The organism is Acinetobacter sp. IK23 (genome assembly GCF_035615275.1).
Lineage (GTDB): Bacteria > Pseudomonadota > Gammaproteobacteria > Pseudomonadales > Moraxellaceae > Acinetobacter > Acinetobacter seifertii.
This window is the reverse complement of the sequence record NZ_JANBNX010000025.1, coordinates 41,055-57,239: the sequence shown is the minus strand read 5'-3', so window position 1 is coordinate 57,239 and position 16,185 is coordinate 41,055. Positions and strand designations below refer to the sequence as shown.

The window sequence follows — 16,185 nt, the reverse complement described above, 5'->3', positions numbered from 1 at the left end:
AAAGATTCCAAAGATTCCAAAGATTCCAAAGATTCCAAAGATTCCAAAGATTCCAAAGATTCCAAAGATTCCAAAGATTCCAAAGATTCCAAAGATTCCAAAGATTCCAAAGATTCCAAAGATTCCAAAGAAACAATAGAGTAAATACTCTATTTCAACCTATATTTCTTCTTATTTTTAAATTACTTCTTTTATCATTAATTATGTTTAGTGGGTTCCACGTGGAACGTTTAATTGATTTTATGATCCAGAAATAAAAAAAGCAGGATTACTCCTGCTTTTTATCACTACACAACATTCTTAGTCAGTGAATGTTACTCGTGCAATTGCTTTTTTTCCTGACTGAATAATGAAAGTACCGTTTTCTTTTACAGAGAAACCTGCATCAACAGCATTCCAGTCAACTTTTACTGCACCGCGAGCTACCGCATCTTTTGCAGCTGCTGCATTTGGATTTAGGCCTGCTACACGTAAAATCGTGGCAATAAAGATTTCTCCACCAAACTCACCACGCGAAATAGTCACTTCAGGTGTATCTTCAGGTACTTCACCTTCTGTAATACGGTTACCAGCACTTTTATGAGCATTAGCAGCTGCTTCTGCATCATGGAAGCGTTCAACTAGCTCAAGCGCGAGAATACGTTTTACTTCCTGCGGATTACGACCTGCAGCAATTTCATCTAATAAAGCTTTGATCTCATCGAGAGATTTAAAACTTAATAAATCGAAATAGCGTTCGATTAAAGAGTCAGGCATTGATAATACTTTTTGGTACATTGCCCCTGGTGTATCAAATACACCAATATAGTTACCTAAAGATTTAGACATTTTATTTACGCCATCTAGACCTTCTAGAATCGGCACAGTGATACATACTTGTGATTCTTGGCCATAACGGCTTTGTAAGGTACGACCCATAAGTAAGTTAAAGGTCTGGTCTGTTCCGCCTAACTCAACGTCAGCTTCAAGTGCAATTGAGTCATAACCTTGAACTAGAGGATATAAAAACTCATGAATTGCAATCGGCTGATGGTTGCTATAACGCTTAGTAAAGTCATCACGCTCTAACATACGAGATACAGTTTGCTGGCTTGCTAATTGAATAAGGTCAGCAGCAGACTTTTGATTAAACCATTCTGAGTTAAAACGTACTTTTGTTTTATTTGGATCTAATATTTTGAAAACTTGTTCTTGATAAGTTTTAGCGTTAGCTTCTACTTGTTCACGTGACAACGGCGGACGAGTTGCACTTTTACCAGTTGGGTCACCGATCATCGCTGTATAGTCACCAATTAAGAAGGTAACTTCATGGCCCAAGTCTTGGAACGTTTTTAGTTTATTAATAAGAACCGTATGTCCTAAATGTAAATCTGGTGCTGTAGGGTCAAAACCAGCTTTAATTTTAAGAGGACGATTCTCTTTAAGCTTTTTCAGTAAATCTTCTTCTGAAATAATTTCGTGCGTGCCTCGTTGGATGAGGGCAAGCTGTTCTTCGGCGGGCAAGAAATTTGACATCACAAAACCTAAACACATCAGTTATTCAATTTGTGCGATATACTAACATTTTTCAGCGTCTTGCAGGGGAAGTTGCATATGAGCGCAATCTATATCGGCGTAATGACTGGCACTAGTATGGATGGTGTAGATATTGTTGCGGCTTCATTTGAGCCACTACAGCTTCATGCCACTCTTACAGTTCCATTCGAACCCGAGTTACGTGATGAGCTTATGGCATTAACTTTACCCGATGACAATGAAATTGACCGTATGGGTAAAGCTGATGTTGCTCTAGCCAAAATGATTGGTCACGGGATTAATAGCTTAATTGAAAAGCACCAATTAGACCGTAGTCAGATTAAAGCGATTGGTTCGCATGGGCAAACTATTCGTCATCGTCCAGAGCATGGCTTTACGTTACAAATTGGCGATCCAAACATCATTACTGAAATTACTCAGATTCCAGTTGTTTCAGATTTCCGTCGTAGAGATATGGCTGCAGGCGGACAAGGTGCTCCATTAGTTCCAGCTTTTCATCAGGCATTATTTCAACATCCAAGCATTCATCGTGTGATTTTGAATTTAGGTGGCATTGCCAATGTAAGTATGTTGCCTGCCAATAATCCTGACGGCGTATTTGGGTTTGATACTGGGCCTGCGAATATTTTGATGGATGCATGGTGTCATCGCCACACGGGTCATCCATATGATGAAAATGGTGATTGGGCTGCTTATGGTCATCCTATCCGCTCTTTACTCGATCGTCTCCATGCGCATGAGTATTTTTCTAAAGAACCACCTAAGAGCACAGGACGTGAAGACTTCAATATTGACTGGCTAGATGATCAGTTAATTGATTGGCGTAATGATTTAACTTACGATGAGTTAGAAGATACACCTGAAAATATCCAAGCAACTTTATTAAAGCTTACTGTGCGTGCCATTCAAAAAGCGATTTATCGCTCTGAGATGGAAACAGGTGAAGTATATGTATGTGGTGGTGGTGCTTATAACTCTTATTTGTTAGAGCAATTACGTTGGCGTTTACGTAAACATAATTGGTCTGTTCAACCTACAGATGTTTTAGGGCTCTCCCCTACTTGGGTGGAGGCTACCGCATTTGCATGGTTAGCTATGCGTTTTGTAAATGGTTTAAGTGGTAATTTGCCAGCGGTAACAGGTGCTTCGAATTTTAGAATTCTAGGTACGATCACGGCGGTATAAAACTATTAATTGATTTGATTCGTCAGATTCGACCTCATAGCACATTTACTGACCCGAAATGCTGTTATGTAAATGGACATAAAAACTCATGATAAATGCCGACAAAAATAATTTAAGGCATGTTGTTATGGATTTGACCAATCGTATTCATCAATACACTCGTGGGGCTTGGACATTCGATGTGATTGATTCAGGCCCTATAGATGGTCCACTCATTGTTTTATTGCATGGTTTTCCAGAAACTGCCCATAGTTGGGAGCAAACTTCTGAACTATTGCATCAGCATGGATTTAGAACGCTTGCGATTCATCAACGTGGTTATAGTTTAAATGCTAGGCCTCAAAGCCGATTTGAGTATTCTCTGAGTGAACTTGTAGAAGATGTGGCAAGCTTTATTAAGCAGATTGGTCAACCAGTTTATTTAATTGGGCACGACTGGGGTTCTGTAATTGCGTCTAGTGTAGCCATGAAGTATCCACAATATATTCAACATCTCACTTTAGTTTCTGTACCTCATCAAGCCGCATTTTTAAAAGCTTGTTTAAGCAGTAGACAACTTTTTAAATCTTATTATTTTGCAATTTTTCAGCTACCGATTCTGCCCGAACTTTTATTTAAAAAGATACCGAAATTAGGCCGTAAGTTTCTAAAGTCATCAGGCATGACTGAACAACAAATTGAAATATTCGAAACTGAATTTATAAAAGAAAATAGATTAACAACGGCGTTAAATTGGTATCGAGGATTTTTCTGGGATAAAGCTCGGAATTCGCTTAAAGCCATAGATGTTCCAACGTTGTTTATTTGGGGTAAGCATGATATTGCCGTTACAGAAAAAAGTGCGGAGCTAAACTCACATTATTTTAAAAATAGTTATGACGCAGTTTTTATGGATGCATCGCATTGGATTCCATATCAAAATGCACCAGAACTCGTGCAATATTTTTTAGAATCTGTCCGTGAAGAGTAAGGATATAGGCAATAAAAAAACCTCTCAAAATAGAGAGGTTTTTTAAATTTTAAATTTCTTTTAAATCGAGAATGAAGAACCACAACCACATGTTGTTGTTGCATTCGGGTTTTGTACGATAAAACGCGAACCTTCAAGGCCTTCTACATAGTCAACTACTGAACCAATAAGGTATTGGTAGCTAAGTGAGTCAACCAGCATTTTTACATCGCCATTTACGAATTCTGCGTCATCTTCATTTACGCTTTCAGCAAAATTGAAGCCATACGAAAACCCTGAACATCCACCACCTGTTACATATACACGTAACATGAGATCGTCATTCCCTTCACTATCACGGAGTTGGCGTACCTTATTGGCAGCATTATCTGTCAAAACTAGAGCTTGGGCATTCATGATGATGGTTCCTCGGATTTTGCTGTGCCTTTCAAAATAAAAAAGACCCTATATTGAGTATAGCATAATCAATATAGGGTCTGTCTTCGAAGTTTAAAGCGAATCTTGAGTATTTTTATCAAGATTATTTGTAATTCTCATCTTGTAAGCCGCATTCGAAGTTTTTCGCATCTTGTTTACAACGGAATTGCCATAATAGTTTCATCATCCGTTTATCATAAACACCACGCTTTGTAAGATTAATTCGTGATTCACGCATAAGCTTTTGATAGCCCGGTTTATCTGCAGCAGGAACATCCATCCAGTACTTTTGTGGAATATCCGCTTTCATTTTTCCTAAAATAGTAAAGGCACGTGGTAACTGGCCTGCCACCCATTCTCTAGACTTCTGACCAAATCCAGCTGGGAATTTATCTGGACGGATAATAATATTTCCAGTTACCTGTAAGATTGGATAGTTAACGATTGCTCCTTTCGTGCCTAAGCCTTTTTGTAGCTCTAAAGGTTTAAACGCTGCTGCTGGTGCACCAATAATATCGACCTGATGGTTATTAAATTTAGCGCCAAAGTTCGTCACATCTGCACTCACAGCCTGTGCTCCTACCTGCTGAACCATAATCTTTTGCGCTTCATCGTAATCTAGTACAGCAATTTTTTTACCTGCAGCTTTCGCTACTGTATTAATGCTGCGGTCGTTTACTAAAAGGTAAGCATCTCCTACGGGAATAACACCAACAACCTCATAGCGGCCATTAACCATATATTTACTAAAAGTAGGACTCGCTAAACCTTGCATGACTTTAACAGCAAGCTTGAGGTCAGGAATTGCACCAATAGCATCTAATGAACCAGTAAATGAGTTAAATTGGCGACCACGCATCCCTGATACGCTAATGCCGTCACATTTACCCGCTTTAAAATCTTCAGCAATTACTGCTTCATTCTGGTTTACTTTTAGTTCGATATCAGCTCCCCAGTTTTTAGCGGCAAGTTGATAATCTTTCATGAGTGCATAAACGTCGCCATTTTTTCCAACGAAGTCAAAAACACATAACGTTTGTTTAGCCTGAACTGCAAAAGAAACTGTGGTAAGTCCCATAGCAAGTAATAGCGTTTTGGAAAATTGCATATTCTTTGTTCCTTTCCTTGTGGAGTTTTTGTTTTTCGATACCAAGAAATTTCATACCGATCAGGTATGAGTCGGATAGGCTTCATATAAAAATCATGTTGGAATATTTTTATAGACCGAATTTGCTTTTATGATTTTACTTCCATGAAAAATAGATAGTGATTGACCTACCTATTAGCAATTATTTTTAATCACTCAAGTCCTTGATCCATTTTTATACCTTCATGTTTCCTTATGAAGTTTTTATCTAATTTAGCTTAACGTCTTTCTAACTATCCACAATGGCTGAATTGACAGCCTATATAAAGCAAAAAAGCCTAGAACTCAGTCTAGGCTTTTAAGATCAATATGAATTATTCACCAGCCATTGAACATTCAAAGTTAGCTTTGTCTACAGAACAACGTGCTTTTTTCAATACAGACATCATACCGGCATCGTAAATACCACGTTTCGTTAAGTCCATACGACCATCACGTAACATTTTTTGGTACTTAAGTTTGTCTTCAGCACTTAGGTTCATTTTGTATTTACCCGGAATCTGTGCTTCTAGGCGGTTAATCATTGCAAAGTTTTTAGGTAATTGTTTTACGAACCAATCACGAGATTTTTGACCAAAGCCCGCTGGGAATTTATCTGCACGTAATACAAGGTCAGCAGTTACGTGTAAAACTGGGAAGTTCCACATTACACCGTTTGCACCTAAACCTTTGTTTAGTTCTAATGGTTTGTATGCATAAGCAGGCGCACCTACCATATCTACCTGACCATTATTAAATTTAGCAGCAAAGTTTGAAATATCAGAAAGAACTGCCTGAGCACCTACACGCTGCACCATAATTTTTTGTGCATCGTCATAGCCTAATACGGCGAATTTTTTACCCGCAGCTTTTTCAACAGAGTTGATGTTTTTGTCACGTACGAAAATAAATGCTGAACCTAGCGGAGAGATACCAGCAACTTCGTATTTTTTACCACCAAGGTTAGTTGTCATTTTTGCAGCATTACGTGCATCTAATACATAGGTAATAGCACGCTGTGCGATTTGGTTGTTAGGAACACCACCAAGCGAGTCGATTGATCCTGCGAATTTGTTATATTGGCGTGCACGCATAGCAGTCATTGCTACAGCATCACATTTACCAGCTTTAAAATCATTATCTGCAACAGCCTCGTCCTGACGAGGAACTAAGTTAATTTCAGTACCCCAGCCTTTTGCAGCTAGAGCCCATTCTTCCATCATTTTATATGAGTCGCCTGCTTTTCCTAACAGGTCGAATACACACACGGTACTCGCTGCTTGTGCTGAAGCAGAAAAACCAACAACAGAAGCGGCAGCCATAGCAAGTACGATTTTTTTCATTTTCTTCATCCTTCCACGGAATAGATTTTTTGTTTGAAGTTTCCTTTCAAACACAGATATTAATCATGTTTTTTAGAAAAAAATAGAGCTTTTACTCAAATATTTTTATCTGATTGGATCATTGTTTGTTCTATTTAAATTATTTATTAGAAGTAAAAATCTCTAATTTTCCGTAAGTTACTTTTTATATTCACAATTTTCATACCCATATTCAGCTTTGAAATATGTGTAGCGATTTTGTGATTAAAAAACAAACTACTCATCATTGAGCGTACATTCAAAATTAGTCCGTTCAATCGTACAACGTGCACGTTTCAGCACACTCATCATGGTCGCATCATAGACACCATGCTTGGTTAATTTGAGCCGTCCTTCACGTAATATTTTTTGGTATTTCAACTTATCCTCAACTGAAAAATTTAATTTAATTCTAGGCGGTACCCCTGCTTCCAACTGTTTTACCATATTGAAGTTTTGCGGTAACTGTTTAATAAACCATTCACGCGACTTGATTCCAAAGTTGGCTGGAAATCTATCATTTCTTGTTATTAAATCCCCTGTAACGTTAACAACAGGAAAAGTGAACATCGCTCCATTCGTTCCTACGCCTTTACCAATTTCTAAGGGTTTATAAGCATAAGCAGGTGCAGCAATTGCTTCGACTTGGCCACTATTAAACTTTTTCACAAAATCGGTAATTTCCGATGGAATAGGATGTGCACCGACACTTTCAACCATAATTTTTTGAGCTGCGTCATACTGTAAAATAGCAAATTTAGTACCACGTACTTTTTCAATTGAGTTCAGGCTTTTATCTCTTACAAACAGATAAGCCAAACCAATCTGTACAATACCCACAACCTCGTAGTTTGTTCCATTTTGTGTAGTTACCATGCGATGTCTATTACGCTGATCTAAAACGTAACTAATCGCCTTTTGAGCAATTGCATTACTGGTCACACCACCAATCGCATCAATCGAACCTGCAAATTTATTATAATTTCTTGCTCGCATAGAGGTCATATAAGCTGCGTCACATTTTCCCTCTCGCAGTCTACGATCTACCAAAGCTTCATCTTGAAATGGAATTAAAGTAATGTCAGCTTGCCAACTTTTGGCTGCAAGCGCCCACTCTTCCATCATTTTGTAGGATTCACCTGATTTTCCCAATAAATCGAATACACATACATTTTGCCCAGCATGTGCTGTTCCCATAGCACAGCAAAATACTGTACCAATTATCCCCAATCCTTTTTTCATTTGACTTTCCTTAGTCTAGTTTTATTAGGAGTTCATTTATCAACCAAGTTTTAAATTGTTTTTATTTTAGCCATATTTTTTTAAAAGTGGTCTATCTCGTTAAAAATTTAGATATTTTCAGACGAATAGCTTAAATAGAGATAGGTTAAGCCATGCAATCCCAGCATTTATAAACTAAAACTGCTAAAACTTTGTCTTCACGGTCAGTTCTCTTTAAAATACAGCATCCCTAACTCACCTCGATAAAACAAGATGATTCAATTTGACCAAGTTTCTTTACGCCGCGGTGGACGTGTTCTATTTCAAAAAGCGTCTATGCAATTACACCCAGGTTGGAAGATTGGTCTGACTGGGGTCAATGGAGCAGGTAAATCAACTTTATTTGCAGCGTTACTTGGAAGTTTAAGCGCAGATGAAGGTTCACTTACCCGTCCTACAGGCTGGACTGTTGCGCATATGGCACAAGAAGTAAAAGCTTTGGATATGCCAGCAATTGATTTTGTTCTTTCAGGTGATGAAGAGTTTTGGGATATTCAAAATAAGCTTGCTCATCCAGATCAACTAAGTGACTTTGAGTTAGCTAAATTACATGGTCGTTTTGATGAGATTCATGGTTATTCAGCACCATCTAAAGCTGCGCAGCTCATGGCGGGCTTAGGTTTCCTAGAAAATCAATTGCGTTTAAACGTTGAGAGCTTCTCTGGTGGATGGCGTATGCGCTTAAACTTGGCACGTACCCTTATGAGCCGTTCCGATTTATTATTACTAGACGAACCAACCAACCACTTAGACTTAGATGCAATTTTGTGGTTAGAAGACTGGCTTAAAGCCTATGAAGGTACACTCATCCTCATTTCGCATGATCGCGACTTTTTAGATGCGATTACAGATCATATTCTCCATATTGAGAATCAGGAACTCACGCTTTATACGGGTAACTACTCAACATTTGAAACAACTCGAAGTGAACGTTTAGCACAACAACAACAAGCTTTTGAGAAGCAGCAAGAAACACGTGCTCACCTACAAAAATTTATTGACCGTTTCAAAGCAAAAGCCACTAAAGCTCGTCAGGCACAAAGTCGTATTAAACAACTTGAACGTATGCAACAACTCGCACCCGCTCATGTCGATACGCCGTTTACTTTTAGTTTCCGTGAACCGACAAAAATGAGTTCACCGTTGCTGACCTTAGACAATGCCAGCATAGGTTATGGCGATAAACAAATCGCTGAAAAAATTAGACTTCAAATTACACCAAACTCGCGTATTGGTTTACTCGGTATGAACGGCGCAGGTAAATCAACATTAATTAAGAGCTTGGTGGGTGATTTACCACTTTTAGCAGGTGAACGTAAAGCTTCCGAGCTGCTTAATATTGGTTACTTTGCACAGCACCAGATGGATGCTTTAGATGGTCACGCTAGCCCAATGTTACAGCTTGCCCGTATAGCAGATAAACAAATTAGTGAAGCCACTCTACGCTCTTTCTTAGGTAGTTTCGGCTTCAGTGGTGAACGCATGGATACACCATGTGAAAGCTTTTCTGGTGGAGAACGCGCTCGTTTGGCTCTGGCACTGATTGTATGGCAGCGTCCAAATGTTTTAATTCTCGATGAACCAACGAACCATTTAGATCTTGATATGCGACATGCACTGAGCATGGCTTTACAAGATTTTGAAGGTGCTGTCGTACTGGTTTCCCATGAACGTCAACTTATTGCCAGTGTGTGTGATGAGCTTCTTTTAGTACACGGCGGTAAATGTACCGAGTTTGAAGGTGATTTGCAGGATTATGCTAAATGGCTACGTGAAGCCCGTCAGCAACAAATTAATGCTCAAACTGCCGTAGCACAAAATAACTCGTCCTCTACCACTTCTGCCCCAGCTAAAATCGATAAAGAAGCACAGCGTAAAGAAGCCGCGCGTCGTCGTGAACAAACTCGACCTATTCGTAAAAATATTGAAAAAGCTGAATCTCAAATTGAAAAGCTACAGCCACAGCTTGCTAAGATTGAAGAAGCTTTAGCGGATAGCTCATTATATGAAGCTGCACATAAAGATGATTTGCTTAAGCTGATGAATGAACAAACTGAACTCAAAGCTAAACTTGAGCAATATGAAGAGCAACTTTTAGAACTCATGATGGAACTTGAGGAAATGGAAGCCTCTTTCGAGAACTAAGTTCTTGCCTGTGCTGGTATTTTTAAATAGCAGTACAGGCTTTTAGTTCAAATAACAGCTTTATTTGCGCTACTATATAAAAATGTGAATGACTTCGAATAATATTTCATTCAGCTGTTAAATTTTTGAGATAGATTCAAATTTGATAACATATAAAACTTAAGCTGCATCTTAAGGGTTGCCATACACAGATAATTTAACTAAATTCTGTAACTTCGTTTTTACCCTTGTTTAGTAGGTATTTAATTCGGGATCAGACAAACTGAATGAATTTTATTGATTTTATTACTAATTTTGAACATTTTTTACCTATTTTAATTCAGGAGTATGGCGCATGGGTCTATGCCATCCTCTTTTTGATTATTTTTTCTGAAACAGCTTTTGTATTTATGTTCTTTTTACCTGGGGACAGTTTACTTCTAACCGTTGGTGCTTTGTGTTCAGTGATTGAAATGATGCATCTAGGTTACATGATTACTTTGCTAACCGTAGCTGCAACGCTTGGCTATATTGTGAACTATTCTATCGGTCGTCATTTTGGTAATAGAATTTTTGAAGCAAAATCACGTTTTATTAAGAAAGAGTATTTAAATAAAACCAACCGTTATTTCTTACAACACGGCGGCAAAACTATTCTTCTGGCACGTTTTATTCCTTTTGCACGTTCTTTCGCACCATTAGCTGCGGGCTCTAGCAATATGAGTTATGGAAAATTTTTAATCTATAATGTCGCTGGAGCTATTTTGTGGATTTGTATTCTCTTAACAGCAGGATATTTATTTGGCCACGCGCTCATTCAGGTTACAGACTTAGTAGAAAATTAATCTTTTTAAATTTAGTACTTTAAATGAATAAAGGGAATGATTGAATCATTCCCTTTATTTTATTTAGATAAAAATGAAGTTATCTAAATTTCTTATGATTTTCATTACGGATATTAACTAAATTGATTGCTTCCGTTTTTGCTTGGTCTAATTGACCCTTATTTACCAAAACTGTAACACGATCAATCTCAGCAACTAACTGATCTAAACCTGCTTGATATTGCTTTACCTGTACATTTTCAGGCGGTAAACCCTCCAACTTATGAGGTAAAGATTTTTTTGAAGATAATGCTGCCTGACGCATAATCACAAGCTGCTGTTTTGCGTTATTGAGATCTTTCGCTTCAGCAAAGGCTTTTGTGCTCTTTGCTAAAGTTTTCATGTCGGCTTCCAAGTCAGCTGCAAATGCAGAATGACTCACTAAAGCCGCACATGAAATCAGCATACTTGCTAAAATTTTTTGACTCATCATCTTCTCTCCCTAGACTGATTTAGAATCTAGCTATCAATTAAGCATCAATATCTGCATTTAATGCATTTTCTTCAATGAAAGCACGACGTGGTTCAACGTCATCACCCATTAAGCATGAGAACATACGATCTGCTTCGATTGCATCATCAATAGTCACCTGTAACATATTACGGTTTTCAGGGTCCATTGTGGTTTCCCAAAGCTGTTCAGCATTCATCTCGCCCAGACCTTTATAGCGCTGAATCATCATTCCACGACGTGAGTCTTGCAAAATGTGCTGCCATACTTGATGGAAGTTAGCCACTTGAATACGACGATCACCTTTCTGTAAATATGCACCGTCTTCAATCAATTTGAACCAACTCTTCGAGTTCTTCAATAAACGAGCATATTCTGCTGAATTTAGTAAGCCAGCATCAAGTAAGTAAGCATGTGGTAAGTTATGAACATACACTGTCACACGTGGCCAATAATGCGCAGTTTTCTCACCCTGAGCATTTTCACGCTCAAAGGTTTCCAGTGTAATTTCTGGACGCAAACTTGGCTGTAGTCGTTGAATAGCTTCACGTACTTGATCAGCCCATTGTTGTACATAAGCTTGATCATGATTCTGGTCAGCTTTAAACGCTTCCATTTCAAGTAATGCATCAAGCAAGCTCGCTGGATAACGCAATGTTAAACGCTGTAGGCTCTTTTGTGAAACTTGATAGTCCTGAATCACTTTTGCTAATGCTTCGCCTGTAATCGCAGGTGCTTCAGCACTAATATGTAAAGCAAGCTCATCAATCGCATTTGAAATTAAGTATGTTTCTAATGCATCGTTATCTTTGATGTATTGTTCTTGCTTACCTTTTTTCAGCTTATACAAAGGTGGCTGTGCAATATAGATATGACCACGCTCAACCAACTCAGGCATTTGACGGAAGAAGAACGTTAACAACAAGGTACGGATGTGAGAACCATCGACATCGGCATCGGTCATGATGATAATTTTATGATAACGAAGCTTGTCAGGGTTATATTCTTCACGGCCAATACCACAGCCAAGTGCTGTAATTAATGTACCTACTTCCTGACTCGAAATCATTTTGTCAAAGCGAGCACGTTCAACGTTCAAGATCTTACCTTTCAAAGGTAAAATAGCCTGCATTTTACGGTTACGACCTTGCTTGGCACTACCACCCGCAGAGTCACCCTCGACAAGATATAATTCAGAAAGTGCTGGGTCTTTTTCCTGACAGTCAGCTAATTTACCTGGTAAACCAGCGATATCTAACGCGCTCTTACGGCGTGTCATTTCACGTGCCTTACGCGCTGCATCACGTGCACGAGCAGCGTCAATAATCTTTCCAGCAATCGATTTTGCAGCTTGCGGGTTTTCTAATAAGTAAGCAGAGAACTCTTTGTTCATTGCTTGCTCAACCGCTGGTTTTACTTCACTTGATACCAATTTTTCTTTCGTTTGAGACGAGAATTTTGGATCAGGAACTTTAACTGAAATAATCGCCGTTAAACCTTCACGCGCATCGTCACCAGTCACATTGACTTTCTCTTTCTTGAGAATGTTTTCATTTTCAAGATACTGGTTTAAGCCACGCGTTAAAGCTGCACGGAAACCTGCTAAGTGCGTACCACCATCTTTTTGCGGAATATTGTTTGTGAAACAACGAACATTTTCTTGATAACTTTCATTCCACTGCAATGCAACTTCTACACCAATACCACTTTCGGTATCTGCGGTGAAATGGAAGATCTCATTGAGATGAGTTTTACCTTCGTTAATGTATTTTACAAACTCAGATAAACCACCTTCGTAGTCATATACATGCTCAAGATTAATACGCTCATCACGTAAAACAATGCGCACACCCGCATTTAAGAAAGAAAGCTCACGTAAACGGCGCGCTAAAATCTCAACGTTAAAAATGGTTTGACTAAAAGTTAGTTCACTTGGCCAGAAACGTACAGTTGTACCACTACTATCCGTTTCACCAATCACACGTAAAGGATATTGCGGATCGCCGTGTTGATATTCTTGTTCATGAATTTGGCCAGCACGATTAATAATTAAATGCAATTTACTTGAAAGTGCGTTTACAACTGAAACACCTACCCCGTGTAAACCGCCTGAAACTTTATAGCTGTTGTCATCGAACTTACCACCTGCGTGCAGAATAGTAAGAATTACTTCGGCTGCAGAAACACCTTCTTCAGGGTGAATATCAGTTGGAATACCACGACCATTGTCTGAAACACTCACAGATTCATCTTCGTGAATCGTAACAATGATTTCATCACAGTGGCCAGCTAAGGCTTCATCGATTGCGTTATCGACAACCTCGAATACCATATGGTGTAAACCGGTACCGTCGTCTGTATCCCCAATATACATGCCCGGACGTTTACGAACTGCATCTAATCCACGTAATACTTTAATACTAGAGGAATCATAAGCCTTTTCATTGGTTTGTTCTGTTTGAGAGGCTGATTGAGACTCTGAACTCATGGTTTCTCCCTAGCAAATATAGGTTTATTCAAAGATGGGTAACATCAAAAAATTATGGTGAAGCAAGACTAACTTGACCGGATTCAACATTGAATAATTGATATGAAATGGACAGATCATGTAAGTGTTTTTTTACCGAAGCATGATCTAAAGTTGTCATAAAAACCTGGCTACCAAGTTGGCTTAATCGTTCAATTAAACGTTGTTGTGCGGTTAAGTCTAATTCTGCTGTCAGATCATCTAATAATACCACAGTTTCCTTATTACTCGCATGCAACATTGCAATTTGTGACAGTTTTAAAGCAATAATCAGGAGTTTTTTCTGACCTCTTGATAAAACATCATCTGCGTGTCCAAAGGGTGTTTTTAAGCGCAAATCAGCTCGATGTGGACCATACTCTGTATAACGTCTTTCAATGTCTTTTTGATGCTGATTTAACAAATCTTGCATGAGTCCCTGCTCAGTATGAAAACCTGGGCTATATTCCAGTTCAATCTCTAAATCAGGCAGCAATTGACTTAAGTCATTTTGAAAATAGACATTCCATTGTTCTACGATGCTTAAACGCTGAGAGTGTAAAATTTCACCATAATCACTCAACATTTTGTTCCACGGCTCTAAATCAGCCAAAGAAAGATTGCGTCTTGTTTTGAGTAAGGTATTTCGCTGTTTTAATGCACGGGAGTAGTATTGCCATGCAAAATAAAATTCAGGTTCCACGTGGAACATCAGCCAATCTAGAAGCTGACGTCTTGGCTTAGCGCCATGATCAATAATATCTGTACTTTGGGGGTCAATATGCTGTAAAGGAAGTAATTTGGCGAGCTGACCTTGTGTTGCCACCGTATCGCCATTCACTTTCATCAACTGCTCACCAGAAGCAAGTTTCTGCATACCAATTTTTTCAGTCACCGATTGGGCAAATACAATCGCGTCGTCAGCTTCATACTGAATATAATTCTTTGGAATATGTGTACGAAATGAACGACCTGTTGCAAGCAAATGAATTGCTTCCAGAATTGAAGTTTTTCCTGAACCGTTGGCGCCATAAAAAACATTAAACGGTTGCAAACCATGGAGTGCAACCGTTTTTAAATTACGCACACGTTCTATGTTTAAACGCGTAAGATGCATAGAATTAAACCAAATTAAACACGCATCGGCATAACAACGTAAGTCTGATCAGGGTGAGCTGGATCTTGTACCAATACTGATTGGTTCGCCTCAGTCATGCTCATGTTGACATCATCACCATCTAATACACCTAATACATCAAGTAAATATTGAGCATTAAATGACATTTCTAATGGTGAATTTTGATATTGGATTGCTAAATCTTCAATCGCTTCATCTTGTTCAGGGTTATTTGCACGCAGCTGCAAAGAATCTTGATTAAAGTTTAAGAAAACACCACGTAATTTTTCATTACTTAAAATTGCGACACGCTGTAATGATTGCTTAAATACATCATGACCAATCAAAACATGTTTATCACCACCACGTGGAATCACACGGCGGTAATCAGGGAATTTTCCGTCAATCAATTTCGTCGTAAAACGAACAGTAATATCACCTTGTTCTTTATCACGACTTGGCGTATTGATCGTTACATTTAATAATTCACGGCCAATAAGCAAGGTAAGTTGCTCATCTTCAATACTGAGTAAACGCTGTAATTCACCAACAGCTTTACGCGGCACAATTGCTTGTACTAATTGAGATGAACTAGAAGAAGCCAAAATTTCACAAAGAGCAAGACGGTGGCCATCAGTTGTTACTGCACGTAATTGATTTTCATCAATTTCTAACAAAGTACCTGTTAAATAAAAACGTACATCTTGTACAGCCATCGCAAAAGCAGTTTTTTCAAATAAACGCTTTAATTCACGTTGAGTCACCTGTACTTGCGTACCTTGGCTATTCTCAGTATTGAGTAACGGATAATCTTCAGCTGGCAGAGTACCTAATACAAAACGGCTATTACCAGACTTTAAAATACATCGTTGATCTTCAGTAATTTGTAAATCAATTAATGCAGCTGCAGGTAAAGATTTACAAATGTCCATCAACTTACGCGCAGGAACAGTTGTTTCACCTGCTTCAAGGCACGCCCCTTCTGATAAAGCAGTACTCGCCACCAGTTCAACTTCTAAATCCGAACCTGTAATGGTGAGTGCTTGACCATTAGTCTGAATTTTGACGTTTGAAAGAATATTCAAGGTATGACGACGTTCTACAGCACCGACAACATGCGATAAAACATTGAGTAAACTTTCTTTAGCGATTTTCAAACGCACGATTCATTCCTCTAGCAACTTGGAGCAAACATTTCATTTTTTAGCTGTGTACTATGCTGCACTT

At 38.6% G+C, this 16,185-nt stretch carries 13 protein-coding genes; 4 read left to right on the top strand and 9 right to left on the bottom strand.

Translation table 11 applies throughout. The features are described from left to right. Nucleotides 1-300 precede the first annotated feature (300 nt). Nucleotides 301-1,533, bottom strand: a complete 1,233-nt coding sequence (gene tyrS / locus MSG95_RS15025; RefSeq protein WP_019456688.1) for a tyrosine--tRNA ligase — start codon at nucleotides 1,531-1,533, stop codon at nucleotides 301-303. Nucleotides 1,534-1,593: 60 nt separating this feature from the next. On the opposite strand from tyrS, the gene MSG95_RS15020 reads away from it, so the two are divergent. Both MSG95_RS15020 and MSG95_RS15015 read left to right on the top strand, forming a co-directional pair. Further along, the gene (locus tag MSG95_RS15020) at nucleotides 1,594-2,721 is read left to right on the top strand and encodes an anhydro-N-acetylmuramic acid kinase (protein ID WP_004698186.1); all 1,128 of its coding nucleotides are present in this window, start codon (nucleotides 1,594-1,596) and stop codon (nucleotides 2,719-2,721) included. A gap of 127 nt (nucleotides 2,722-2,848) precedes the next feature. Continuing rightward, nucleotides 2,849-3,691, top strand: a complete 843-nt coding sequence (locus tag MSG95_RS15015) for an alpha/beta fold hydrolase (protein WP_077165802.1) — start codon at nucleotides 2,849-2,851, stop codon at nucleotides 3,689-3,691. 60 nt (nucleotides 3,692-3,751) lie between these two features. Here the strand turns inward: MSG95_RS15015 and erpA are convergent, their stop codons facing one another. From erpA to MSG95_RS14995, 4 genes are all read right to left on the bottom strand, one after another. Next, nucleotides 3,752-4,087: an iron-sulfur cluster insertion protein ErpA gene (gene erpA / locus MSG95_RS15010; RefSeq protein WP_002115421.1), complete on the bottom strand. Its 336-nt coding sequence runs from the start codon at nucleotides 4,085-4,087 to the stop codon at nucleotides 3,752-3,754. Between the two features lie 124 nt (nucleotides 4,088-4,211). Next, the gene (locus MSG95_RS15005; protein WP_039250095.1) at nucleotides 4,212-5,216 is read right to left on the bottom strand and encodes a putative solute-binding protein; all 1,005 of its coding nucleotides are present in this window, start codon (nucleotides 5,214-5,216) and stop codon (nucleotides 4,212-4,214) included. A gap of 353 nt (nucleotides 5,217-5,569) precedes the next feature. After that, nucleotides 5,570-6,577, bottom strand: coding sequence for a putative solute-binding protein (locus tag MSG95_RS15000; RefSeq protein WP_004698179.1), 1,008 nt, complete (start codon nucleotides 6,575-6,577; stop codon nucleotides 5,570-5,572). A gap of 255 nt (nucleotides 6,578-6,832) precedes the next feature. Then, on the bottom strand, nucleotides 6,833-7,837 hold the full coding sequence (locus MSG95_RS14995) for a putative solute-binding protein (protein WP_077165801.1): 1,005 nt from the start codon (nucleotides 7,835-7,837) through the stop codon (nucleotides 6,833-6,835). A gap of 252 nt (nucleotides 7,838-8,089) precedes the next feature. Between MSG95_RS14995 and MSG95_RS14990 the strand changes: the two genes are divergently transcribed. Both MSG95_RS14990 and MSG95_RS14985 read left to right on the top strand, forming a co-directional pair. Next, nucleotides 8,090-10,021, top strand: coding sequence for an ATP-binding cassette domain-containing protein (locus MSG95_RS14990; protein ID WP_077165800.1), 1,932 nt, complete (start codon nucleotides 8,090-8,092; stop codon nucleotides 10,019-10,021). Between the two features lie 266 nt (nucleotides 10,022-10,287). Beyond that, entirely contained in the window at nucleotides 10,288-10,845 is a 558-nt protein-coding gene (locus MSG95_RS14985) for a VTT domain-containing protein (protein ID WP_002051888.1), read from the top strand. A 79-nt stretch (nucleotides 10,846-10,924) separates the two neighbouring features. Here MSG95_RS14985 and cybC read toward each other — a convergent pair whose 3' ends face one another. The 4 genes from cybC to dnaN are packed head-to-tail and all read right to left on the bottom strand — an operon-like array spanning nucleotide 10,925 to nucleotide 16,121. Continuing rightward, nucleotides 10,925-11,317: a cytochrome b562 gene (gene cybC / locus MSG95_RS14980; RefSeq protein ID WP_004698167.1), complete on the bottom strand. Its 393-nt coding sequence runs from the start codon at nucleotides 11,315-11,317 to the stop codon at nucleotides 10,925-10,927. A gap of 37 nt (nucleotides 11,318-11,354) precedes the next feature. Continuing rightward, nucleotides 11,355-13,823 carry a DNA topoisomerase (ATP-hydrolyzing) subunit B gene (gyrB, locus tag MSG95_RS14975; protein WP_068934753.1) on the bottom strand — a complete coding sequence of 823 codons (2,469 nt, stop codon included), beginning with the start codon at nucleotides 13,821-13,823 and terminating at the stop codon, nucleotides 11,355-11,357. 52 nt (nucleotides 13,824-13,875) lie between these two features. Further along, nucleotides 13,876-14,958 (bottom strand): DNA replication/repair protein RecF, encoded by a 1,083-nt coding sequence (gene recF, locus MSG95_RS14970; RefSeq protein WP_019456681.1) that lies wholly within the window; start codon nucleotides 14,956-14,958, stop codon nucleotides 13,876-13,878. Between the two features lie 14 nt (nucleotides 14,959-14,972). Further along, nucleotides 14,973-16,121 (bottom strand): DNA polymerase III subunit beta, encoded by a 1,149-nt coding sequence (dnaN, locus tag MSG95_RS14965; protein WP_004698161.1) that lies wholly within the window; start codon nucleotides 16,119-16,121, stop codon nucleotides 14,973-14,975. Nucleotides 16,122-16,185: the final 64 nt, after the last annotated feature.